This is a genomic window from Escherichia sp. E10V10 (assembly GCF_004211985.1).
Classification (GTDB): domain Bacteria; phylum Pseudomonadota; class Gammaproteobacteria; order Enterobacterales; family Enterobacteriaceae; genus Escherichia.
Genome location: NZ_RHJO01000031.1, coordinates 1 through 22,429, shown reverse-complemented (window position 1 = coordinate 22,429; position 22,429 = coordinate 1). Strand labels below are relative to the sequence as shown.

Below are 22,429 nucleotides of genomic sequence, written 5' to 3'. Positions count from 1 at the left end.
GGCGAAAGATAGCTTGTTGAAATGTGCGGTGTGGTTTGTAGGCATGATAAGACGCGCCAGCGTCGCATCAGGCATTGTGTACAGAACGGCGGATGCAGCGAAAACGCCTTATCCGGCCTACGGAATGAGTGGGTTTGTAGGCATGATAAGACGCGCCAGCGTCGCATCAGGCATTGTGTACAGAGCGGCGGATGAGGCAAAAACGCCTTATCCGCCCGAATAAAAATTACTTCTGCGCTGCCAGCGCCTCATTCACCCAGCCATCGAACTGCTGCTGGTGGGCTTTGATCCAGCCATCAACGTGGCCCTGAATATCGCCTTCTGAGGCTTTGCCGTCATGCATAATGGCGTTCTGGGCGTTAATATCTGCCACTGGCAACTGCATAATGGCAAACAGTTTCGCTGCTGCCGGATTTTTCTCGGCCCAGGCTTTGTTGGCAACGATATGCATGGTACTGACCGGGAAGCCGTAATTCGCGCCATTCGGCAGTTTGGTATCGGCATTTTTATCGCCCGGCAGTGCGGAGAACGGCACCTGCAACCAGACCACATCTTTCCCCGGCTTCAGTTCGTTACTCACCCAGTACGGCGTCCAGGTGTAGTAAAACACCGGTTTGCCCTCTTTGTAGCGACTGATGGTGTCGGCCATCATCGCCGCATAGTTCCCCTGATTATGCGTCACGGTGTTGGTCAGTTCATACGCAGCAAGCTGGTGGTTGATGGCACCTTCGCAGCCCCAGCCTGGGTTACAACCGGTTAAATCCGCTTTGCCATCGCCGTTGGTATCGAACAGTTTGGCGATCTTCGGATCTTTCAGTTGCGCGATGTTGGTGATTTTGTACTGGTCGGCAGTTTTCTTATCGATCAGGTAACCTTGTGCCGCGCCGTTAACAAATACCCCTTCACGATAAAATTTCTTATCGCCACCGGCAGCTTCGTACATGTTGTCATGCAGCGGCGTCCAGTTCACGGCGGTAAAGGTTGCATCGCCGGAAGCAAGCGAGGTATAGCCAACGTTGTAATCCACTTCGCTGGGTTTATTGACGGTATAACCTAATTTCTCCAGCGCGCGGCTGACCAGCAGCGTCTGGAAGGTTTCTTCAGTGATGGTGCTCTGAATCGGGTTTACGGTAATGCCTTTGCCCGGCAGATCGGCAGCAAAAGTTTGTGTAGAGATAAGCGTGGCAAACGCTGTCGCAAAAAGTACGCTATGTCGCATTGTTATTCCTTTTTTTGGCAGGGGGTAATGCCCGGCGTCACCGGGCAAGTGCAGAGTTATTTAACGAATGGGCGGGTCAGCAGACCAACAGGGCCAGTGGTGTACCAGCGGCGGTTGCCGCGACTGCGTGAGTCACGCCCAACGGCCTGCGTCAGGCGGTCGAGGATAATGGCGAGGATCACAATCCCGACGCCGCCAACGGTGGCAAGCCCCATATCCAGACGACCGATACCGCGAAGTACCATCTGACCCAGCCCGCCGACGGCAATCATCGAGGCGATGACCACCATAGAAAGGGCCAGCATCAGCGTCTGGTTAACGCCCGCCATAATGGTCGGCATCGCCAGCGGTAGCTGAACTTTGAACAGCATCTGGCGCGGGCTGGCACCGAATGAGCGCGAGGCTTCAATCAGATCCGCCGGAACCTGGTTAATCCCCAGAATAGTCAGGCGGATAATCGGCGGCAGGGCAAAGATGATCGTCACCACCACGCCCGGCACGTTACCGATACCAAACAGCATGACGATTGGCACCAGATAAACAAACGCCGGCGTGGTCTGCATGGCATCAAGCAGTGGACGAATAATTTTCGCCGCTCGCGGACTTCTCGCCAGCCAGATCCCCAACGGCAAACCGATGACGATACAGAACAGCAGGGCGGTTAACACCAGCGCCAGAGTAACCATTGCCTGTGACCAGGCACCGATTGCGCCGATGGCAATCAGCGAAACCAGCGTCGCCACGCCCATTCCGACCCCGGAAATCTGCCAGGCGATGAGAGCGAAAACGATAATCGCCACCGGTGCCGGCATACCCAGCAGCAATTGCTGGAAACCGTTGAGGATGTAATCGACCGGAACGCGCACGCCCTGGAAGACGGGACGGAAATGGGTAACGACCCAGTCGATCCCTTCAGTGACCCAACTGTCGAGTGGGATCAGCGTCTTATGGAACGGATCGAGAATGTTAAAATGCTCGGCGTTTGGCGCAGGCGTGCTGGTCAGCCAGTCGGCGCCGCCACCGTCAGTCGGTGTAGCAGCCGGTGTACCCCAGGCATCTGCGGATTGTGCGGCACTGTCCGCCGCTGGTGTGGTATCCCACGGATTATTTTGATCAGCCATTATTTACCCCCTCACGATCTAAAGCGCGCAGCAGCATTCCTTTCGAAATGATGCCGACATACTGTTGGTCCTCGTCGACCACGGGCACCGCACAGGGCGCCTGTCCGACATGAGAGAGCAACTCGCTAAGAGGCGTTTGCGCATCGACCGCTAACGGCGCATCAATCAGCGCCGCATCAAGACCTTGCTGCTGCGTTAATGCGGCCTTAAGCGAATCGATAGAGACTGCGCCGACAAACTTATTACCGCGTTCGATAACGTAGCCATATTCGCGATCTTCATCCTGCAATAATTTCAGTGCCGAGCGTGGGCCGAAGCCAGGGGTTTTACGAATTAAGCCATTAGGGCTGCGGCGGGCAATATCTTTCGCACTGAATACCTGGCTAATATCGACGCCACGGAAGAAGGTGCGGACATAATCATTCGCCGGATTATTGAGAATTTCATCCGGTGTGCCGACCTGTACCACTTCACCATTTTGCATAATGGCAATTCGGTCGCCAATACGCATGGCTTCATCGAGATCGTGGGAAATAAAGACAATGGTGCGTTGATGTTTCGCCTGTAATTTTACCAGCTCATCCTGCATCTCGGTGCGAATTAATGGATCGAGCGCCGAGAAGGCTTCGTCCATTAATAATATATCCGGATTAATCGCTAATGCACGGGCTAATCCCACACGTTGACGCATCCCGCCAGAGAGTTCATCCGGGTAGCTGTGGGCATAATTTTCCAGCCCGACCTGACGCAGTGCATCAATGGCTTTTTCCCGGCGTTCTTCGGCATTAATTCCGGCCAATTCCATACCGAACGCAGTATTGTCCAGCACGGTCATATGCGGCATTAAGGCAAAGGACTGGAAGACCATCGCAATCTTTTTTCTGCGCACCTCGCGGAGTTCGGCGTCGGATATTTTGGCAATATCCACACCATCAATCAGCACTTGCCCGCGGGTGGGTTCAATCAGGCGATTGAGAAGGCGTACCATTGTGGATTTACCCGAACCGGATAATCCCATGATGACAAATATCTCGCCTTCTTCAATGGCCAGACTGGCGTCTTTTACGCCAAGCGATAGCCCAGTTTTTTCCAGAATTTGTTCTTTTGAAAGTCCTTGTTCGATATATTTGAACGCTCGCTGTGGATGCTCGCCAAATATTTTATAAAGATTTTTAATTTCTAATTTAATTGCCATGCAATAGAAAGATTCCTGTTATTTGTTTATGTCGATATATTACCCAATGGAAATAGTCACTTTTTTCTACCCTAACATACTGAGAATCTGAGGCAACCCCTGATGGCAAATGTGGCATGAATATTGATGCAAGCAAATTGCCGGAATTTCCCGTGATATAAGGGCTGAGAGCAAATCGAGAAAAGTTGATATTTTTTGTCAAAGATAGCGAAAAAACGCCTGAATATTGTGGTTTCAGGCGAATAATGCAACAGAGTATCAGTGTAGATCACCACAAAATATTTGCGTGATATAAAGATATTTGGCGGGAATTAATTCCCTGCTGCGGGTAGTGATATTTTTAAAAATAGCCCCGTCAGAAATTCCAGTCTTCATCTTCTGTTTCGACCGCTTTTCCCATCACATATGAAGAGCCTGAACCGGAAAAGAAATCGTGATTTTCATCGGCATTCGGCGAAAGCGCGGCGAGGATTGCCGGATTCACTTCTGCCATTTCTGCCGGGAAAAGCGGTTCGTAGCCCAGATTCATCAACGCCTTATTGGCGTTGTAGCAGAGAAACGCTTTTACATCGTCAGCCCACGTTGTTTCGGCGTACAGCTCATCGGTGTATTGCAACTCGTTGTCATAAAGTTCCAGCAACAAATTGAAGGCGAAACTCTTTAACTCTTCACGTTGTGCCTGGGAGAACTTTTCCAGGTTTTTCTGATATTTATAGCCGATGTAATAACCGTGGACTGCTTCATCGCGGATAATCAGACGGATCAGGTCTGCGGTATTGGTTAGCTTACCGCGACTGGAAAAATACATCGGCAGCCAGAAGCCAGAATAGAACAAAAATGATTCAAGAAAGACACTGGCGATTTTCTTTTTCAGCGGATTATCGCCGCGATAATGTTGCTGAATAATCTGAGCTTTTCGCTGCAACGCTGCGTTTTCTTCACTCCAGGTGTAGGCGGCATCGACATCTTTGGTCTGGCACAACGTCGAGAAAATCGAACTGTAAGAGCGGGCATGAACCGCTTCCATAAAGCTGATATTCGATAATACCGCCTCTTCATGAGGCGTGAGCGCATCGGGCATCAGCGAAGGCGCGCCGATAACATTTTGCAGCGTATCGAGCAGCGTCAGGCCAGTAAAAACGCGCATCGTCAGTTGTTGTTCTACGACACTTAATGTCTGCCATGCAGGAACATCGTTCGATAGTGGCACCTTTTCCGGGAGCCAGAAATTGCTGGTCAGGCGATTCCACACCTCCAGATCTTTATCGTCAGATATCTTGTTCCAGTTGATGGCGCTGATACGTGAGAGTTTCATAGATATTCCTTAAAGTGCACAGGAGACGCAGCCTTCAATTTCAGTGCCTTCCAGCGCCATCTGACGCAGGCGAATGTAATAGAGCGTTTTGATACCCTTGCGCCAGGCGTAAATCTGCGCTTTGTTGATATCGCGAGTGGTGGCGGTATCGGGGAAAAACAGCGTCAGCGACAGCCCCTGATCGACATGGCGAGTCGCTTCGGCGTAGGTGTCGATGATCTTTTCTGCGCCGATTTCGTAAGCATCCTGATACAGCGCCAGATTCTCGTTAGTCATAAACGGGGCAGGGTAGTAAACGCGTCCTGTTTTGCCCTCTTTGCGTATCTCTACTTTCGCCACAATCGGATGAATACTCGACGTAGCATGGTTGATATAAGAGATAGAACCGGTTGGCGGCACCGCCTGAAGATTCTGGTTGTAAATGCCGTAGCGCATCACGTCGTCGCGCAGTTGCGCCCACATCTCACGGGTAGGTAACGTAATACCGCTACGGGCAAACAGTTCGCCAACTTTCGCCGTTTTCGGCTGCCAGTTCCCTTGCAGATATTGGCTAAAATATTCACCACTGGCATAGCGTGACTGTTTGAACCCGGCGAAGGTTTCACCGCGTTCGCGCGCCAGCAACATCGAGGTACGCAGTGCGTGCCAGGTGATGGTATAGAAATAGAGATTGGTGAAATCCAGTGCTTCCGGCGAACCATAAGCGATGCCTTCTCGCGCCAGATAACCGTGTAAATTCATCTGCCCCAGACCGATGGCGTGTGAGGCGGCATTTCCGGCTTCGATGGACGGCACGCTGCGGATATGACTCATATCTGACACCGCTGTTAAACCGCGTACCGCGGTCTCTACCGTGCGGGCAAAGTCGGGGGAATCCATGGTGTGGGCAATATTCAACGAACCTAAATTGCAGGAAATATCATGGCCTGTGCGGGCATAGTCGAGATTCTCGTCATACTCTGATGCGCTGTTAACCTGCAAAATTTCTGAGCAGAGATTGCTCATATTTATGCGCCCGGCGACAGGGTTAGCACGGTTAACCCTGTCTTCATACATGATGTAGGGATAGCCGGACTCGAACTGGATTTCTGCCAGTCGCTGGAAGAAATCACGGGCGTTGATGTATTTTTTGCGGATGCGTTCATCGGCAACCAGTTCGTCATAGTGTTCGCTGATGGCGATATCGGCAAATGGCTTGCCATAAACCCGCTCAACGTCATAAGGCGAAAACAGCGCCATCTGCGCATTCTCTTTTGCCAGATGGAAAGTGATATCCGGGATCACCACGCCCAGCGACAGTGTTTTAATGCGGATTTTTTCGTCGGCATTTTCCCGTTTTGTATCGAGAAAACGCAGAATATCGGGATGATGGGCATGTAAATAGACTGCGCCAGCACCCTGACGAGCGCCGAGCTGGTTGGCATAGGAAAATGCGTCTTCCAGCATTTTCATCACCGGAATTACGCCAGAAGATTGATTTTCAATACGTTTAATTGGCGCGCCCGCTTCCCGCAGATTCGACAGCAAAAATGCCACGCCGCCGCCGCGTTTCGACAGTTGCAGTGCGGAATTTACCGCCCGGCCAATCGACTCCATATTGTCTTCAATACGCAGCAGAAAACAGGAAACCAGTTCGCCGCGCTGCTGTTTACCGCAGTTGAGGAATGTCGGCGTGGCTGGCTGAAAGCGTCCTGACAGCATCTCATCAGTCAGTTGTAACGCCAGCGTCTCATCGCCTTGTGCCAGCGTCAGTGCCACCATCGTGACTCGATCGGCAAAATCTTCCAGATAACGCTTACCGTCGAATGTCTTCAACGTATAGCTGGTGTAAAACTTCCATGCCCCGAGGAATGTCTGAAAACGAAAACCGCTGGCGTGCGCGTGGGCAAACAGCGTAATGACAAAATCGCGAGAGTAGCGATTAAGGACGCTTTCATCATAGTAACCTTCGTTGACCAGCCAGTTCAGGCGCTGCTGCTGGCTACTGAAGGTCACACTGTTCGGAAGCACATGCGTCGCCATAAAGGCGTCAACGGCCTGGCGGTCTTTATCGAACTGAATGCGACCTGCGCTATCGTAAAGGTTAAGCATCGCATTCAGCGCGTGGTAATCCATCGTGTTCTGCGTCAGGCGTTCTGCGGTTGTCGTTGCCAAAATTCGGTTACTCCTTTACGAACGTTTTCGATATCGCTTTGCGTACCCATGAGTTCAAAGCGGTACAGCCACGGCACGCCGCATTTTTGAGCAATCACATCTCCGGCGCGGCCATACGCCTCACCAAAGTTGCGATTACCCGAAGCAATCACGCCGCGAAGCAACGCCCGGTTGTGCTCGTCGTTTAAAAAGCGAATTACCTGTCGTGGCACCGCGCCAGCCGTACCGCCGCCGCCGTAAGAGGGCACGATCAGGATGTAAGGCTCGTCTACCTGAATCCGTTCCCGCTCATTGAGCGGGATGCGCACCGCGGGCAGCCCTAAACGTTCGATAAAACGCTGCGTATTTTCGGAGCTGCTGGAAAAGTAGACGAGGTGGCTCATGCACTGGCCGCGTGTGGCGCTGGATGCAGACGATTGATCATGTCCGGACGGAAACCAGACCAGCTAAGATCGCCTGCAATTACTACCGGCAACTGACGAAAGCCCTGAGCACGCAACGCTTCTGCCGCTTCAGGAACGTGATCGACATTAATCATTTCAAAGTCAAAGCCCCGGTTTTCCATCGCCCGTTTGGTGGCGTGGCACTGAACGCAATCGTTACGAGTGTAAATAGTAATGCGCATGATTCGTATTTCCGTTTAAAATGAAGATACGGCGCGATGATACGCGTCGGGTTGTCTCTCTGTTGATACAGAGATACTAGATGTAGTTGAAAAAAGATTCAACCATACAAGATATGGGAATTTTAGATTGATTACACCACCGCTGAATGGCTCAACGGGGTAGGGGATTTTGTGTTTTTTTGCCGGGCGAATACCCGGCATCAAGAAGTTACATGCGCATGGAAACGGCCAGACGGTTAAAACAATTCATCAGCCCGATGGCAAACGTTAAGTCGCTGATTTCTGCTGCGCTGAAATGCTCAAGCAAAGGCTGATAAACCTCGTCTTCCGCATGGGTTCGGGCAATATCGGTTACCGATTCCGCCCATGCCAGCGCCGCCCGCTCGCGATCGTCAAAATGATGGCTTACGCGCCAGCCTGCCAGGGCGTCCAGTTTGTGCTGTGGCACGCCGGATTTGCGTAATGCTTTGCTGTGCATCTCCAGACAAAATGCGCAGCCGTTGATTTGCGAGACGCGCAAATAAATTAACTCCATCAGCGTGGTATCCAGCGCGCTATTTTCCAGTGCCGTTTTGGCCTGCACCAGTGCGTTATACACTGCCGGGCTAAGTTCGTAGTAAGGCTGACGTAATGTAGTCATACAGTTTCTCCTCTTATTAACGCCCGCAATGTAGCACTATAATGGACTGCTAAAGAGAGCCATAAATTACGTAAAAAAGCAGACCATATGCCACGTTATCAGGATATCGCCCGTCAGTTAAAAACGGCTATTGAGCAAGGGGAACTGAAACCTGGCGCAAGGCTACCTTCGAGTCGTACCTGGTCGCAGGAACTGGGTGTCTCTCGATCCACTGTCGAAAATGCGTATGCTGAGCTGGTGGCGCAAGGATGGCTGGTCAGGCGGGGACAGGCTGGCACATTTGTCAGTGAGCAGATACATCCGCAACAATCTGCTGTGGATGTCGTGGCTTTTGCTGGTGAAAGTCAGCAGCCATTGCCATTTCAATTGGGATTACCCGCACTCGATCTCTTTCCGCGAGAGCAGTGGGCGCGGGTGATGGGCCGCCGTCTGCGTACCCAGACGCGCTTTGATTTGGCATTAGGCGATGTCTGCGGCGAGGCGGCGTTGCGCGAGGCAATAGTTGATTACTTACGCGTTTCACGCGGGATTGAATGCCAGCCAGAGCAGGTCTTTATCACTCACGGTTATGCGGCCTCAATGGCTTTAATTCTACACGCGCTGGCGAAACCGGGAAACGGGATGTGGATGGAAGATCCCGGCTTTCCACTGATTCGCCCGATTGTCACTCGCCACGGTGTGGAAATTTTACCGGTGCCGGTTGATGACAACGGACTGGATGTCACAAGCGGAATACAAAATTATCCTGATGCGCGTTTTGCTCTGATTACGCCGGCACACCAGAGCCCGCTGGGTGTGGCGCTCTCTTTAGCGCGCAGGCACCAGATGCTGGAATGGGCAGAACGTAGTCAGGCATGGATTATTGAAGATGATTACGACAGTGAGTTTCGCTATCACGGTAAGCCGTTACCGGCACTAAAAAGTCTCGACGCACCGCAGCGGGTGATTTATGCCGGAACATTCAGCAAAGCGCTATTTCCTGCATTGCGCTGTGCGTGGCTGGTGGTGCCGGTGGAGCAGATTACGCAATTCCGGCAACAGGCGTCACTGGAGCCATGTGCGGTACCCGTACTGTGGCAGAACACACTGGCAGATTTCATTCGTGAGGGGTATTTCTGGCGGCATCTGAAGAAAATGCGTCAGCACTATGCTCAACGTCGGCAGTGGATTGAGCAGGCGTTGACGCAGCAGGGATTTCAGGTTGTGCCGCAAAAAGGTGGTATCCAGATGGTTATCAGCATGGTGGGCGACGATATTGTCCATGCTCGTAAAGCCAATGCTGCTGGCCTTGCGGTGCAGGCACTTAGCGACTGGCGTATCCGCTCAAATGGGGAAGGAGGATTGCTGCTATCGTTTACCAATATCGTTAGCGAAAGTATGGCGCAGCAGGTGGCACAACAATTACGCAGTGCCTTAAGTTAAAAACCCCGAAGTCAGGCTTCGGGGCCAGGGACGTGTATTTATTATCATTGTTTCACTACGATTTACGCATGCTTAACAACGCACCGATAAAAATACCTACCGCAGCAGCTGTTCCCACACTACACCAGGGTCTTTCACGAACAAAAGAGTCTGCGCAGCCAACAGCATCGCGCGCGGCTTGCTGGACGCGAGTTCGACCATGCATCCGCGCCCTGGTTTCTTTCAGTAAAGCCTGAGCTTTACTGCGTGCGGCTTCGGCTTCCCCTTTAGCGTCGCTGCCCCAGGACTTCAATACAGATTCCAGGCTGTCAGCTAATTGATTGACATCATTCTGAATATCCTGCACGCCATCATCGACGTCGTTGCGGTTCGGTCTGTTAAACATATGATCTCCCATCAGGATTCAATGTAATTTTCAGTGTAGACCATAATTTTCTTAACAGAGATTCATCGTGGCTTTATGGACTTTTCTGAAAGCGTTGTGAATGCTCAATCAGGTAAGGTAGGGCCGCGGTAGATAATAACGAGGATAAAATATGTATTTACGACCAGACGAGGTGGCGCGCGTACTTGAGAAAGTCGGTTTTACCGTCGATGTGGTAACTCAGAAAACTTATGGTTATCGCCGTGGGGAAAATTATGTCTATGTTAATCGCGAAGCGCGAATGGGACGTACCGCACTGGTAATTCATCCCACGTTAAAAGAACGTAGTTCGACACTGGCAGAACCGGCTTCCGATATTAAAACTTGCGATCATTACCAGCGGTTCCCGCTCTATTTAGCGGGTGAGCGTCACGAGCATTACGGCATTCCACACGGTTTCAGCTCGCGTGTTGCGCTTGAACGTTATTTACATGGATTGTTTGGCGAAGCCAATTAAAGACGCGACTGGCATTGCCAGTCGCGACAAAGAAGGATCAGGCTTTTACCTGCTGGTAATTGCTGACTTTGAACAGGCGGCGGCAGTAATCAAGGAAGTAGCCATAGACCGCACCCATCAACATCGAAACGACGATGTTTGAACTGACCGCTGCCATAATCTGGTGCCAACCCGCGCTCACGACGAGTAAGATTGCCATATATACCGGTGACTGGAACGTCACATAAGCCAGAATATCCGCAAGATTTTTTACCCAGCCCGACGAGCCAACTTTGCGTGCCATTCGCATAAATAGATCGCGGTACATACCGTATGGCCATGCAATTAAGATGTTCACCGGAATCGCTACCAGTCTGGAATAAAGGGACTGTTCGAAGCTCATTCCGGAGAGAAATACTTCGATAAACATGTTCACGACAGAACAGTAAACAACCATCGCGAACGTATCTGCTACTGCATGACGCAAGCGTGACTGCGGTGAGAACATGCCCATGCTCCTTAATAAACGCGAAATCGGATGAATGTGAATGCAGTGGTTTAAATTACCGTTTGCACTTTCGCATAGCGTATATCGCTGGATATGACTTATCAATTAGTGAAAAATTTTTATTTCCTTGGTTTTTGTAGATAAAATATTCCGTAGTGGCGCATTTTTTGTACATTCTGGATTTTTTTATGTCTTAAAAGATAATATTATTTTAAATCATTATGTTATGACGTAGTTCTGATATTTTTTAGCAAAGTGTACAAGGTGTGTTTACGCAGCAAAGCGTAGAGAATTCGGCTTAGGGGCGCGCCTGGCTTCATTCAGCATCTTTTATGTTGTAAAGCCTGTAATGGCAGCACAAAGTTTCAAGTTGACATGACTAATATGTATTCTTTTTATGTGCATATTTATGCTGGTTGTGTGTTCCGTTATCGGCCGGGAGGTTGTATCGTACGCCGGAACACTCACCAGTAGCTGTAATAAGTAAGTTAAATGGCTGCTATATAATTTGCATATAAGCATTAATGTGTCAGCAAATAACGCACGAAATAATATCCCTTCGCGATTGTAAATATATTAAATTTTGTGGAAATATAATAAGTGATCGCTTACACTACGCGGCGAAATACTTTTTGTTTTGGCGTTAAAAGGTTTTCTTTATTATGTCCGTAATGTTACAAAGCTTAAATAATATCCGCACCCTTCGTGCAATGGCTCGCGAATTCTCCATTGACGTTCTTGAAGAAATGCTCGAAAAATTCAGGGTTGTCACTAAAGAAAGACGTGAAGAAGAAGAACAGCAGCAGCGTGAACTGGCAGAACGTCAGGAAAAAATTAGCACCTGGCTGGAGCTGATGAAAGCTGATGGTATTAACCCGGAAGAGTTATTGGCTAACGGCACCGCTGCTCCGCGTGCAGGTAAAAAGCGTGAACCGCGTCCAGCAAAATATAAATTCACCGACTTCAATGGTGAAACCAAAACCTGGACCGGTCAGGGCCGTACGCCGAAGCCAATTGCTCAGGCGCTGGCAGAAGGTAAATCTCTCGACGATTTCCTGATCTAATCCCTGGCGCCGGATGCCGCCTCTATGGCGCATCCGGCGTTGCTTCTCAAGTTCGCTGATTCCACGGCATCTTGTCTAATAGCCTTGCCATCCCGCAAAAACCGCTGATTCCTGCAAACATTAATCCTGCGCCGACAAATCCACTTAATAAAAAGAAGCTGCTATTAATGGCATAACCCAGTACGACGCCGATTAATATTAAGCCGCCAGCGGCGATCTGTACCTGACGCATTAATGGCAACGGTTGAGATTTATTTTCTGCTACCGGCAATCCCGCTTTTTTCCAGCCATCGATCCCATCTTCCAGTAAAAAGACCTCTGCGGGGGCGGCAATCGCTGCTAATTTATCGGCGTTATTGCTGGTGCGTTTACCCGCCTGACAGTGGAATATAATTTGTTCGCTACGTAATTTATCCGGAAGACCGGACTGTTCTATCACGGATAATGGTGCCAGAGAGGCTGCTGGAATATGTTCACGAAGATATTCGTCGGCATCACGAATATCGATTAACTTTGCACCACGCGCGATTAATTCTTGCGCGTCATGCGGTGAAATTGTTATCAAAGCCATCGTCACTCCTTACGGACAATAGATATTTTTCAGGGTGGCGATAATGGCATTTACCGCCTCATTTTTAATGGAATAAAGAATGCGTTGGGCGTCCCGCTGGCTGTCAATAAGTCCCTCGTCACGCATGCGAGCCAGATGCTGTGACGTGGCGGAGGCGCTAAGTCCGGTAATGCGAGCCAGTTCTCCGGCGCTGGTCCCAGGTGACCCGCAAAGCATGCACAGAATCAACAACCGTTTGGGGTGACTCATTGCTTTCAGTAAGGCCGCAGCCTGTTCGGCGCTGGCCTGTAGTTGGGCGAGTTCAGTCATAGTTATTTAAGTGTTTTCTAAATTAAGTAAATTCTAAACTAAAAGTTCAACGTATACCAGCGTCAGCAGCGTAAATGAGGGTAAACGCGTAGGCTGAAACTGGCTGGTTCCGCTAAAATTATTACGCTTAAGAGATAAAATCTCTTTTTAAACAATGGTTAATTTTTTTATAGGGAGTACATATGGGTTTCTGGAGAATCGTCATCACCATCATTTTGCCGCCGCTCGGCGTGCTGCTTGGCAAAGGATTTGGTTGGGCGTTCATCATTAATATCTTGTTGACGCTGCTTGGGTATATCCCTGGTTTAATTCACGCTTTCTGGGTGCAAACCCGCGATTAACTCTGTGCTTACTCCGCGGCGTTAGTGCGCCGCGTTCCTCTGCTACACTTTCTGAGTGTTTCCGTTAACGAACGAGGTAACTATGGGTCTGTTCAATTTTGTGAAAGATGCCGGAGAAAAGCTCTGGGATACAGTTACTGGTCAGCATGATAAAGACGATCAGGCGAAGAAGGTGCAGGAGCATCTGAACAAAACCGGCATACCAGATGCCGATAAAGTAAATATCCAAATTACCGATGGCAAAGCGACGGTGACTGGTGATGGTTTGAGCCAGGAAGCGAAGGAAAAAATCCTTGTTGCGGTGGGGAATATTTCTGGTATCGCCAGCGTCGACGATCAGGTAAAAACTGCGACACCAGCCACTGCCAGCCAGTTTTATACCGTTAAGTCTGGCGACACGCTTAGCGCCATTTCCAAACAGGTCTACGGTAACGCCAATCTGTACAATAAAATCTTCGAAGCGAATAAACCGATGCTGAAAAGCCCGGATAAAATTTATCCGGGACAAGTGTTGCGTATTCCAGAGTAATAGCGGTTAGTCCGCCATCGCCTGCTGGATAATGGGAATCGGCGTCAGCAAATGCTGGCGCATTAACTCACTGGCGCGCGCGGCATCCCGCGCCAGCACAGCTTCGGTTAAAATTTGATGTTGGTTGTGTTTATCTTCCAGCATTTCCACGGAAAGCACCGTTCGCCGCAACCAGATGAAGCGATAGCGCGCCGCCAGATCAAACAACCGTTCACGCATTTGCAGCAAATAGTGAGAACCACAGCCTGTCACAATTGCAGTATGAAACGCCTGATGACGCAGATCCCACTCATCAAGCATTTTCTCACTGGCGTCACAGGCCTCAAGCTTACTGAGCAGATGTGCCTTCGCAAGAACGTCAGCCTCCCACTCATCGCCACCGCGGGCAATCGCCAGACTCACCAGCATTGCTTCCATATTGGCGCGGGCATCGAAAATATCGAGCAGCTCCTGTTCTGACATAGACGCCACCCGATACCCTTTTTGATTCACCACCGTGACCAGCCGTTCTGCCACCAGTTGCGAAAGCGCTTCCCGCAACGGCCCGACGCCAAGTGCATAACGCGATGTCAGCAAACTCATCCGTAATTTTTCATCCGGCTGAAAATTGCCGCGAATAATATCGTTCTTCAGCCAGCGATAGCCATCCAGAGAGGTAATGGTCATGGTGTGACTCCTGATCATTATCAGCGCGTATTATGAATGGGTGTTTTTTGCCACATTATTAGCTTTTTCCAGCGAGCCATAATTGGCACGGTACAGATAATCCCTATCGCTAATAAGCCGGTGGAGATCACTTCTAACTGTTGAGCCGGACGGAATAGCATCACCACCAACACAAAAGTAATAAAGCCAATCACCAGCCAGGTGAGCCACGGATAAAGCCACATGCGCAGGCGAATATCGCCGCCTTCCGCCAGCAGGATTTTACGCATCCGTAATTGCGAAACGGCAATGACTAAATAAACCAGCAAGGCGATAGCGCCGGAGCTGTCGATCAGGAATTTAAACACTTTCGCAGGCGCGTAATAGTTCACCACCACCGTTAAAAACGCTGCGCCGGTGGAGAGTAATACTGCCACGTACGGGGTTTTACTGCGGTTGATTTTACCCATTAACGCGGGCGCATCCCCGCGACGGCTTAAGGAGTAGAGCATCCTTGACGCAGTATACAGCGCCGAGTTCAGGCAACTGGTTACCGACAGCAAAATAACGCAATCCATAATGAATTTGGCGTGCGGAATATTCAGCAACTCCAGCACGGAACGGTAGGAACCCACGGTTTTCAGTCCTGGCATATTCCACGGAATGAGAGCCACGACGACAAAAATAGAACACAAATAGAAAATAGAGATACGCCAGATAACCGAGTTGGTGGCGCGAACAATATGTTTATCCGGCGTGTCGGATTCTGCGGCGGCGATGGTGACAATTTCCGCGCCCATAAACGAGAACATGGTGATCAGCATCGCGCTTAATACCGCCCCGAAGCCGTTGGGCATAAAGCCGCCGCTATCCCATAATCTTGAAATACCGCCGACTTCTGCATATGGGTAAAAACCGCTAATCGCCACTGCGCCGAGGAAAATAAATGCCAGGATGGCAATCACTTTGCATATCGCCAACCAGAACTCAAATTCGCCGTAGTTTTTAACGCTTAATAAATTACTGCCGGTTAAGGCGAGGGTAATGACGAGGGAAAATAACCAGATGGGAATGCCGGGAACCCACGAGTGCAGGATCATGGCGGCGATGTTGGCTTCCAGCGGGATAACCAGTACCCAAAACCACCAGTACAGCCAGCCGATGGTATAACCCGCCCAGCGGCCAATGGCTTTATCGGCATAGGTGGAAAACGAACCGGTATCGGGCGTGGCAACCGCCATTTCTGCCAGCATCCGCATAATCATAACCACCAGTAATCCGGCGAACAGATAGGCCAGTAATACCGCCGGGCCCGCTTCGGCGATGGCGACGCTGGAACCGACAAACAGACTTGCGCCGATAACACCGGCAATAGACAACATGGTGACGTGGCGTGACTTCAGCCCGCCGCCTAACTCATGTGGTTGCGATGATTGCCCCATCCTGAATCCTCTCGAAAGTGTGTCACTTGGGAGAGCGCCCCGACATTTCCCGCGTCGGGTCACGCGTTTAATTGTTATTGATTCTTTTTGCCGGAGAGCGGCTCCGCCTTATCCGGCCGACATAGATTTATTCCTGTTCACGTACAGATTGTCGGATGCGGCGTAAACGCCTTATCCGACCTGGATTCTCGTGGGCCGGACAAGACGCAAAGCGTCGCTTCCGGCATGGGTACGGACCTACTGTTTCGCCTCAGCAAAACACTGGCTGATGATCTCCAGACCCTGATGGATCTGAGCGTCTTCAATGGTGAGCGGTACCAGGATGCGCAGCACGTTGTAATACGAGCCGCAGGAGAGAAGAATCAGGCCTTTATCGCGGGCGCGCGCCACGATCTCGGCGGTGAGTTTGGCGTCCGGTTTGCTGTGATCGCCATCTTCAAACAGCTCGATGGCGATCATCGCCCCCAGCCCGCGTACGTCGCCGATCTCCGGGTGTTTTTCGGCGATCGCCAATAACCCTTCTTTCAGCTTTTGCCCCAGGTCGTTGGCTTTTTGCAGCAGATTTTCCTGCTCGAACACCTTCAACACTTCCAGCGCCGCCACGCAGGCAATCGGATTACCGGCATAGGTGCCGCCCAGCCCGCCTGGAGCGACGGCATCCATCACTTCGGCGCGCCCGGTGACGCCCGCCAGCGGGAAGCCGCCTGCGATCGATTTCGCAAAGGTGGTGAGATCTGGTGCCACGCCCAATTGCTCCATCGCAAACAGCGTGCCGGTACGCCCCGCGCCGCTCTGCACTTCATCGGCAATCAGCATGATCCCGTGCTCATCACACAGCGCGCGTAAACGCTGCATAAAAGCTGGCGTCGCGGCGTAGAAACCGCCTTCGCCCTGAACCGGCTCAATCACGATGGCGGCAATATCTTCCGGCGCCGCATCATTTTTAAAAATTCGGTGGATACTGGCGATAGCATCATCTTCACTGATGCCGTGCAGTGGGCAAGGATAAAGCGCGCGATAAACATGGCCCGGCATCAGGCCCATGCCCGCAGAGTACGGATTCACCTTGCCGGTCAGCGCCAGCGTGTAATGCGTGCGCCCGTGATACGCGCCGCTAAAGGCGATGGTGCCGCTACGTTTGGTGGCGGCGCGGGCGATTTTCACCGCGTTCTCCACCGCTTCAGAACCGGTCGTTACCAGCAGCGTTTTCTTGGCAAAATCGCCTGGCACCTTCTGATTCATAATCTCGCACAGCTCCAGATACGGCTCGTAGGCCAGCACCTGGAAGCAGGTGTGCGACAGTTTTTTCAACTGCGCTTCCACTGCCGCAACCACTTTTGGATGCAGGTGCCCGGTATTGAGCACCGCAATCCCGCCCGCGAAATCAAGATACTCACGGCCTTCAACGTCCCACACCCGGCAGTTTTCCGCGCGGTCAGCGAAAATGGGGTGAATTTGCCCAACGCCACGAGGAACTGCCTGACTGCGGCGCTGCATTAACTCTTTATTGCTGCTCATTCGCGTTCTCCAGTTAAAGACCGATGCACATATATTTGATTTCTAAGTAATCTTCGATGCCATACTTCGAACCTTCACGACCCAGACCCGAGGCTTTGATACCGCCGAACGGGGCCACTTCATTGGAAATAATGCCGGTATTGATGCCGACGATGCCGTATTCCAGCGCCTCGCCCACGCGGAAGACGCGGCTTAAATCGCGGGCGTAAAAATAGGCGGCAAGGCCAAATTCGGTGTCATTGGCTTGCGCAATCACATCGGCTTCATCTTTAAAGCGGAACAGTGGGGCGAGGGGGCCGAACGTCTCTTCTTTCGACACTTTGGCGTTAGCCGGAACGTCCACCAGAATGGTTGGCTGGAAGAAGTTGCCGCCGCGTTCGTGCGCTTTACCGCCGCAAACCACACGCGCGCCTTTCTCCAGCGCATCGGCAATATGCTCTTCCACTTTTGCTACCGCTTTTTCATCGATCAGCGGCCCGATGGTGACGCCTTTATCCAGCCCGTCGCCGATGTGCAGTTTGCTCACCGCCTGCTGCAATTTTTCGGCAAAACGGTCATACACGCCGTCCTGCACGTATAAACGGTTGGCGCAAACGCAGGTTTGCCCGGCGTTGCGGAATTTCGAGGCCAGCGCGCCTTCCACGGCTTTATCGAGATCGGCATCGTCAAAGACGATAAACGGCGCGTTGCCGCCGAGCTCCAGCGACACTTTTTTGATGTCTTTCGCGCACTGTTCCATTAACTGGCGGCCAATTTCGGTCGAGCCGGTAAACGACAGTTTGCGTACCAGCGGGTTGCTGGTCAGTTCATTACCGACCGCGCCTGCCGAACCGGTGACCACGTTAAACACGCCAGCCGGAATGCCCGCGCGAATCGCCAGTTCCGCCAGTGCCAGCGCAGAGAACGGCGTCTGACTGGCGGGCTTCAGTACCATGGTGCAGCCTGCCGCCAGCGCCGGACCGGCTTTACGGGTAATCATCGCCGCCGGGAAGTTCCACGGCGTGATGGCGGCGGTAACGCCAATCGGCTGCTTGATCACAATCAGGCGCTTATCGGCCTGATGACCGGGAATGGTGTCGCCATAAATGCGTTTGCCTTCTTCGGCAAACCACTCAATAAAGGAGGCGGCGTAGCTGATTTCGCCTTTCGCTTCAGCCAGCGGTTTGCCCTGTTCGAGGGTCATCAGACGCGCTAAATCGTCCTGATGCTCCATCATTAAATTGAACCAGTTGCGCAGAATGGTGGCGCGTTCTTTAGCGGTGAGCGCACGCCAGGCGGGCAGGGCGCGGTTGGCGGCGTCGATAGCCGCGCGGGTTTCATCAGCGCCCATTTTCGGCACGCTACCCAGCTTGTCGCCGTTGGCCGGATTGGTGACGTCGATGACCTCGCCATTGTTGGCGTCCAGCCATTCCCCGTTAATCAACGCCTGCTGGCGGAATAAGTTACTGTCGTTAAGTTTCATTGTTACGTCCTGTTTTCAAAGGTTATTGATTAAATGCGGCGTGTAAGGCATCCACACTACGTGCCGCTCGCAGCGTGCGTCCGGGGTTACTCTGGCTTGCCAACAGCGTTTGTACCTTGCTGACAATATGCGCACCAATAGGAATTGCTGATGTCGCTGCCGGGGAGGGCGCATTGCAGGTGTGGATCGTGCGCGGGGTGGTGACAAACAGAAAATCGTCAATCAGCTTGCCGTCCGGCGATACCGCCTGCGCCCGCACACCGGCGGGCCAGGGCTGGAGATCGCTTAACGAAAGCCGTGGACAATACTTTTGCACCAGCCGCAGATAGCTGCTTTTGCACAGCGAGTTTTTCATCTCGCCCAGTCCTGAGCGTAGATGGTTTTGCAGCACCCGGCGAATCCCCGACGAGCCCAAAATCTCCAGCGTGTCGCTAAATGAGAAGTCGCGCTTGCGATAGCCTTCGCGTTTGAAAGCCAGCACCGCGTTTGGCCCGACGGTCACGCTGCCGTCGATCATCCGGGTGAGATGAACGCCTAAAAATGGCATTGCCGGGTCGGGAATGGGGTAAATCAGGTGGTTAACAATCTGGTTATGCTCCGGCGCAAGGCGGAAATATTCACCGCGGAACGGGCAGATGATAAAGCCCGGTTCGAGGCCGAGCATTTTCACCAGCCGGTCAGCCATCAGCCCGGAACAGCTAATCAGCGTCGATGCTTCATATTCGCCGCCCTGACGGGTTTGTATCACCACGCCATTTTTATGCTCACTAAGGCCGCTGACTTCGGCGTTATAGATAATCTCGCCGCCTCTGGCCTGGAAGATTTTTGCCATCGCCGCCGTCACGTCGCGGTAGCTGACAATGCCGCTGGACGGCACAAAAATGCCGCCGAGCCCGGTGATATTCGGTTCACGCTCGCGCAGCTCGTCGGCGTTTAACCACTCGCGTTCAATACCGTTCGCCGCTGTACGTTCCCATAACGCGCGCATCCGTTCCATTTCGAGATCGGACGTGGCAACCAGCATCTTGCCGCAGTTGTCGTAGCGAATGCCGTTTTGATCGCAAAAGGCTTTGGTGGCGCGGTTTCCCGCCAGGCAAAACTGCGCCTTCAGGCTGCCGGGCGTGTAATAGACCCCGGCATGGATCACGCCGCTGTTGTGGCCCGTCTGGTGACAGGCCGGGCCGGACTCTTTTTCCAGCAACGCAATGCGGGCGTCCGGATAGACATCAATCAGTTGCATGGCGGTCGACATGCCGATGATGCCGCCGCCAATAATCACAAAATCATACATCCGCTCAATTCCTTTGCGCTTACTGATGCGTCTGGTAGTGGTGAGTGGCGTAAGCGAAATAGCCACGCTGGCGCATCAGTTCGCGACGCAGATCCGGATGCGCGGTAAAGCGGTCGCGACCGTGCAGCCAGAACAGATTGTTAATCAACAGGAATTTGCCAACGGGAACGGGCACAGAAAGAATCCCTTTGCTGGTTTCAATGGCATCGGAAAGCTCGCTCAACCACACGCCTTCTTCGAAGTCTTTCGGCTGGACGAACTGGTCGATATAACGCATCACCGGGCGACCCTGCTGATCGACGTCGAACACCGGATGGAATACATCTTTACTGACGTTTTTACTCGGCGGCGCGGCAAAGCGCATTGGGCGACGCGCCAGCGGGTGGCGGAAATAGTGGTCCAGATGTTCCCAGTCATCGAGATGCAGCAGCAGCGAATTTCCGCCCTGCATGTTTTGCTCGTCGATTTTCATCATCAGCACGTAATCGGTGATTTCTTCAACGTAGGTACCGTCGTTATGCAACTCCATCACACGGTGCGGCTGACGCAGATAGCTGTCTGAGTTATCGACATTTTTCACTACAAAACGCGCGTAGTACTGACCGCTCATGGCGTCGAAATTGGAACGACCAATCAGATGCGCCACCGCCGTTGCCAGCTTCACCATCTCATCTGCCTGCGCGACATCATTGACACCCACCGCATTGATCAACAGCGCACCTTCAGCGCGGTTTAGCAATGTCTTCAACAGCAACGGTTGCAGCTGGTTCGCACAGAGATCGTCAAGAATTTTGCCTACCCGAAAACGCAGAAACGATTTGTACTCCAGCGCCTGCACGGGCCACTCGGCAACCTGCTCGAGGAACTGTTTGGTCGTCTGTTCGGTGAAGGTGAGTTCCAGCAGACGCGGGGATTGCGCCGACGGGGTGAGGGTGAATCCGCTATAGTCCTGGCCTGAATCGACAGCGTTGTTTTGTACGGCGGTCAGTGCATTCATCAGAAGCGATCCTCTTATGAGATGTAGGGTGACATGGCGATGCTCATTTCATAGCCATAATCTAAAAATATCTACATTTCTGAAAAATGCGCACAAAAGTTACATATTGTTTTCTTGTTGTGATCAAAAACAACAAATTAATAACAAAAAATGTAAGGGATAAGAATTGGGATGAAAGGGAATGAATAATTAAAACAATATATTAATTTCAGTTTTATCCAATTTTCGACCTGATGGCATTTGTTTGCTCATTTGTTGAAATGCTATTTAAACTGCTTTTTCAGAGTTCGGAGTTACTTCAACTTACTGAGTTCCGTATCGACTAATGTGAGTAAGAACACTCCCATTCAACCGATGTTATTTGATGACATCGATAACAATCTTAATGAACAAACAGATTCCGGGCAGACTGGCTATGGAGGCTAATTTTTCTATTTCTGGCAACGGGTTAATGACAGTTACTATTTTTCGAGAAGCTGATACTGACCTGAGGGATGCTGTATATGTCTGGACTGTAATTGAATGGGGTTTACACACGATGGAATCTGGACCAATAAAAAAGCCCGCATCAGCGGGCTTTAATGTCACAGGGAGTCGCGACTCCGTTGCGTATCCTTTTTTGTCTCCCCACCGTCTGGTCGGTGTCCTGATGAGACTTCTAACTTCCTGTTTTTGTTGGTGTTGTGATAACACCATCCAATCATGATTGGTGCTGGCGGAGTCTGAATTGGTTGTGTAATTCTTTGTTTTTTATTGTTTTCTCTTCAATTCAACTTTGCGAAGGGGCCTATAAAGGGGCCTAAAAGAAATTATCATGTATCTGGGGGGAGCGGAGCCATATGAAAATTGGCTCCGAGTGTTAAGGTTCTGTCAGGATAGAGGGCTACTTTTCCCCTAACTCGATCTTCATGCTGAGATCATATTCCACTGTTTCAATGATACGGTTGTAAGCCTCAATAATTTTACTGAGTGAGGCTTTACGACCAGCGGCATTAAACCTTCCAAGTTCAATGACGTTTGATGCTATAAACTGTTCAAACTCCAAGATATCTACACGGCCATCGTATACGCCATTACAAAAATTCTCGAGTAATGTTTCTAATACAAATGCACCCTTAGACGACGTAATTACGAGTGGCTTATAACCTCCTTCCAGGTTTGCGATACACTTGCTCAGCAATGTAGTGGCATAGTGAATTTG

24 protein-coding genes are annotated in these 22,429 nt (G+C 51.3%); 5 read left to right on the top strand and 19 right to left on the bottom strand.

The window, feature by feature from the left end; translation table 11 throughout:
- Nucleotides 1-226: 226 nt before the first annotated feature.
- The 8 genes from proX to D9736_RS21755 form a co-directional block, all read right to left on the bottom strand.
- Nucleotides 227-1,219, bottom strand: a complete 993-nt coding sequence (gene proX / locus D9736_RS21800) for a glycine betaine/L-proline ABC transporter substrate-binding protein ProX (RefSeq protein WP_032226031.1) — start codon at nt 1,217-1,219, stop codon at nt 227-229.
- Nucleotides 1,220-1,275: 56 nt separating this feature from the next.
- Nucleotides 1,276-2,340 (bottom strand): glycine betaine/L-proline ABC transporter permease ProW, encoded by a 1,065-nt coding sequence (proW, locus tag D9736_RS21795; RefSeq protein ID WP_130259154.1) that lies wholly within the window; start codon nt 2,338-2,340, stop codon nt 1,276-1,278.
- Nucleotides 2,333-3,535: a glycine betaine/L-proline ABC transporter ATP-binding protein ProV gene (proV, locus tag D9736_RS21790; RefSeq protein WP_000985481.1), complete on the bottom strand. Its 1,203-nt coding sequence runs from the start codon at nt 3,533-3,535 to the stop codon at nt 2,333-2,335. The genes proW and proV overlap by 8 nt, the downstream gene beginning before the upstream one ends.
- A 355-nt stretch (nt 3,536-3,890) precedes the next feature.
- Entirely contained in the window at nt 3,891-4,850 is a 960-nt protein-coding gene (gene nrdF / locus D9736_RS21780) for a class 1b ribonucleoside-diphosphate reductase subunit beta (RefSeq protein WP_130259153.1), read from the bottom strand.
- 9 nt (nt 4,851-4,859) lie between these two features.
- Nucleotides 4,860-7,004, bottom strand: coding sequence for a class 1b ribonucleoside-diphosphate reductase subunit alpha (gene nrdE / locus D9736_RS21775; RefSeq protein ID WP_130259152.1), 2,145 nt, complete (start codon nt 7,002-7,004; stop codon nt 4,860-4,862).
- On the bottom strand, nt 6,977-7,387 hold the full coding sequence (gene nrdI / locus D9736_RS21770; protein ID WP_130259151.1) for a class Ib ribonucleoside-diphosphate reductase assembly flavoprotein NrdI: 411 nt from the start codon (nt 7,385-7,387) through the stop codon (nt 6,977-6,979). The genes nrdE and nrdI overlap by 28 nt, the downstream gene beginning before the upstream one ends.
- Nucleotides 7,384-7,629, bottom strand: coding sequence for a glutaredoxin-like protein NrdH (gene nrdH / locus D9736_RS21765; RefSeq protein ID WP_001223224.1), 246 nt, complete (start codon nt 7,627-7,629; stop codon nt 7,384-7,386). Before nrdH ends, nrdI begins: the two co-directional genes overlap by 4 nt.
- 208 nt (nt 7,630-7,837) lie before the next feature.
- The gene (locus tag D9736_RS21755) at nt 7,838-8,269 is read right to left on the bottom strand and encodes a carboxymuconolactone decarboxylase family protein (RefSeq protein ID WP_000209788.1); all 432 of its coding nucleotides are present in this window, start codon (nt 8,267-8,269) and stop codon (nt 7,838-7,840) included.
- 87 nt (nt 8,270-8,356) lie between these two features.
- On the opposite strand from D9736_RS21755, the gene D9736_RS21750 reads away from it, so the two are divergent.
- A complete protein-coding gene (locus D9736_RS21750) occupies nt 8,357-9,691 on the top strand; it encodes a PLP-dependent aminotransferase family protein (protein WP_130259149.1) in 1,335 nt (444 codons plus the stop codon).
- Nucleotides 9,692-9,746: 55 nt separating this feature from the next.
- Here the strand turns inward: D9736_RS21750 and D9736_RS21745 are convergent, their stop codons facing one another.
- Complete coding sequence (locus tag D9736_RS21745; RefSeq protein WP_001295174.1) at nt 9,747-10,076, bottom strand: DUF883 domain-containing protein; 330 nt, start codon at nt 10,074-10,076, stop codon at nt 9,747-9,749.
- A 151-nt stretch (nt 10,077-10,227) separates the two neighbouring features.
- Here D9736_RS21745 and D9736_RS21740 point away from each other — a divergent pair, with 151 nt between their 5' ends.
- Nucleotides 10,228-10,572, top strand: coding sequence for a DUF2002 family protein (locus D9736_RS21740; protein ID WP_130217231.1), 345 nt, complete (start codon nt 10,228-10,230; stop codon nt 10,570-10,572).
- A 37-nt stretch (nt 10,573-10,609) separates the two neighbouring features.
- Here D9736_RS21740 and alaE read toward each other — a convergent pair whose 3' ends face one another.
- Entirely contained in the window at nt 10,610-11,059 is a 450-nt protein-coding gene (alaE, locus tag D9736_RS21735) for an L-alanine exporter AlaE (protein WP_130259148.1), read from the bottom strand.
- 662 nt (nt 11,060-11,721) lie between these two features.
- Between alaE and stpA the strand changes: the two genes are divergently transcribed.
- Complete coding sequence (stpA, locus tag D9736_RS21730) at nt 11,722-12,123, top strand: DNA-binding protein StpA (RefSeq protein WP_064529914.1); 402 nt, start codon at nt 11,722-11,724, stop codon at nt 12,121-12,123.
- Between the two features lie 46 nt (nt 12,124-12,169).
- On the opposite strand, the gene D9736_RS21725 is transcribed toward stpA, so the two are convergent.
- Nucleotides 12,170-12,694 carry a rhodanese family protein gene (locus tag D9736_RS21725; protein WP_130259147.1) on the bottom strand — a complete coding sequence of 175 codons (525 nt, stop codon included), beginning with the start codon at nt 12,692-12,694 and terminating at the stop codon, nt 12,170-12,172.
- Nucleotides 12,695-12,703: 9 nt separating this feature from the next.
- Entirely contained in the window at nt 12,704-13,003 is a 300-nt protein-coding gene (locus tag D9736_RS21720) for a metalloregulator ArsR/SmtB family transcription factor (RefSeq protein WP_130208087.1), read from the bottom strand.
- 182 nt (nt 13,004-13,185) lie between these two features.
- Here D9736_RS21720 and D9736_RS21715 point away from each other — a divergent pair, with 182 nt between their 5' ends.
- Nucleotides 13,186-13,344, top strand: coding sequence for a YqaE/Pmp3 family membrane protein (locus D9736_RS21715; protein WP_000508177.1), 159 nt, complete (start codon nt 13,186-13,188; stop codon nt 13,342-13,344).
- 82 nt (nt 13,345-13,426) lie between these two features.
- Nucleotides 13,427-13,873 carry a potassium binding protein Kbp gene (gene kbp / locus D9736_RS21710; RefSeq protein ID WP_064529911.1) on the top strand — a complete coding sequence of 149 codons (447 nt, stop codon included), beginning with the start codon at nt 13,427-13,429 and terminating at the stop codon, nt 13,871-13,873.
- A 6-nt stretch (nt 13,874-13,879) separates the two neighbouring features.
- Here kbp and csiR read toward each other — a convergent pair whose 3' ends face one another.
- From csiR to D9736_RS21670, 7 genes are all read right to left on the bottom strand, one after another.
- Nucleotides 13,880-14,539: a DNA-binding transcriptional regulator CsiR gene (csiR, locus tag D9736_RS21705; RefSeq protein ID WP_130217237.1), complete on the bottom strand. Its 660-nt coding sequence runs from the start codon at nt 14,537-14,539 to the stop codon at nt 13,880-13,882.
- A 20-nt stretch (nt 14,540-14,559) separates the two neighbouring features.
- Nucleotides 14,560-15,960, bottom strand: coding sequence for a GABA permease (gabP, locus tag D9736_RS21700; RefSeq protein WP_130259146.1), 1,401 nt, complete (start codon nt 15,958-15,960; stop codon nt 14,560-14,562).
- 237 nt (nt 15,961-16,197) lie between these two features.
- Nucleotides 16,198-17,478, bottom strand: a complete 1,281-nt coding sequence (gene gabT, locus D9736_RS21695) for a 4-aminobutyrate--2-oxoglutarate transaminase (protein ID WP_130259145.1) — start codon at nt 17,476-17,478, stop codon at nt 16,198-16,200.
- A 13-nt stretch (nt 17,479-17,491) separates the two neighbouring features.
- Nucleotides 17,492-18,940 carry an NADP-dependent succinate-semialdehyde dehydrogenase gene (gene gabD, locus D9736_RS21690; protein ID WP_088128690.1) on the bottom strand — a complete coding sequence of 483 codons (1,449 nt, stop codon included), beginning with the start codon at nt 18,938-18,940 and terminating at the stop codon, nt 17,492-17,494.
- 22 nt (nt 18,941-18,962) lie between these two features.
- Nucleotides 18,963-20,231, bottom strand: coding sequence for an L-2-hydroxyglutarate oxidase (gene lhgO, locus D9736_RS21685; protein WP_130259158.1), 1,269 nt, complete (start codon nt 20,229-20,231; stop codon nt 18,963-18,965).
- A 19-nt stretch (nt 20,232-20,250) separates the two neighbouring features.
- On the bottom strand, nt 20,251-21,228 hold the full coding sequence (gene glaH, locus D9736_RS21680; protein WP_130259144.1) for a glutarate dioxygenase GlaH: 978 nt from the start codon (nt 21,226-21,228) through the stop codon (nt 20,251-20,253).
- Between the two features lie 883 nt (nt 21,229-22,111).
- Nucleotides 22,112-22,429: DUF4928 family protein (locus D9736_RS21670; protein ID WP_130259143.1), on the bottom strand; the 318-nt coding region annotated here is incomplete at its 5' end.

Excerpts from the sequence above, each read along its gene's own strand:
- proX (WP_032226031.1), bottom strand. The coding sequence starts at position 1,219 with ATGCGACATAGCGTACTTTTTGCGACAGCGTTTGCCACGCTTATCTCT.
- proW (WP_130259154.1), bottom strand. The coding sequence starts at position 2,340 with ATGGCTGATCAAAATAATCCGTGGGATACCACACCAGCGGCGGACAGT.
- proV (WP_000985481.1), bottom strand. The coding sequence starts at position 3,535 with ATGGCAATTAAATTAGAAATTAAAAATCTTTATAAAATATTTGGCGAG.
- nrdF (WP_130259153.1), bottom strand. The coding sequence starts at position 4,850 with ATGAAACTCTCACGTATCAGCGCCATCAACTGGAACAAGATATCTGAC.
- nrdI (WP_130259151.1), bottom strand. The coding sequence starts at position 7,387 with ATGAGCCACCTCGTCTACTTTTCCAGCAGCTCCGAAAATACGCAGCGT.
- nrdH (WP_001223224.1), bottom strand. The coding sequence starts at position 7,629 with ATGCGCATTACTATTTACACTCGTAACGATTGCGTTCAGTGCCACGCC.
- D9736_RS21755 (WP_000209788.1), bottom strand. The coding sequence starts at position 8,269 with ATGACTACATTACGTCAGCCTTACTACGAACTTAGCCCGGCAGTGTAT.
- D9736_RS21750 (WP_130259149.1), top strand. The coding sequence starts at position 8,357 with ATGCCACGTTATCAGGATATCGCCCGTCAGTTAAAAACGGCTATTGAG.
- D9736_RS21745 (WP_001295174.1), bottom strand. The coding sequence starts at position 10,076 with ATGTTTAACAGACCGAACCGCAACGACGTCGATGATGGCGTGCAGGAT.
- D9736_RS21740 (WP_130217231.1), top strand. The coding sequence starts at position 10,228 with ATGTATTTACGACCAGACGAGGTGGCGCGCGTACTTGAGAAAGTCGGT.
- alaE (WP_130259148.1), bottom strand. The coding sequence starts at position 11,059 with ATGTTCTCACCGCAGTCACGCTTGCGTCATGCAGTAGCAGATACGTTC.
- stpA (WP_064529914.1), top strand. The coding sequence starts at position 11,722 with ATGTCCGTAATGTTACAAAGCTTAAATAATATCCGCACCCTTCGTGCA.
- D9736_RS21725 (WP_130259147.1), bottom strand. The coding sequence starts at position 12,694 with ATGGCTTTGATAACAATTTCACCGCATGACGCGCAAGAATTAATCGCG.
- D9736_RS21720 (WP_130208087.1), bottom strand. The coding sequence starts at position 13,003 with ATGACTGAACTCGCCCAACTACAGGCCAGCGCCGAACAGGCTGCGGCC.
- D9736_RS21715 (WP_000508177.1), top strand. The coding sequence starts at position 13,186 with ATGGGTTTCTGGAGAATCGTCATCACCATCATTTTGCCGCCGCTCGGC.
- kbp (WP_064529911.1), top strand. The coding sequence starts at position 13,427 with ATGGGTCTGTTCAATTTTGTGAAAGATGCCGGAGAAAAGCTCTGGGAT.
- csiR (WP_130217237.1), bottom strand. The coding sequence starts at position 14,539 with ATGACCATTACCTCTCTGGATGGCTATCGCTGGCTGAAGAACGATATT.
- gabP (WP_130259146.1), bottom strand. The coding sequence starts at position 15,960 with ATGGGGCAATCATCGCAACCACATGAGTTAGGCGGCGGGCTGAAGTCA.
- gabT (WP_130259145.1), bottom strand. The coding sequence starts at position 17,478 with ATGAGCAGCAATAAAGAGTTAATGCAGCGCCGCAGTCAGGCAGTTCCT.
- gabD (WP_088128690.1), bottom strand. The coding sequence starts at position 18,940 with ATGAAACTTAACGACAGTAACTTATTCCGCCAGCAGGCGTTGATTAAC.
- lhgO (WP_130259158.1), bottom strand. The coding sequence starts at position 20,231 with ATGTATGATTTTGTGATTATTGGCGGCGGCATCATCGGCATGTCGACC.
- glaH (WP_130259144.1), bottom strand. The coding sequence starts at position 21,228 with ATGAATGCACTGACCGCCGTACAAAACAACGCTGTCGATTCAGGCCAG.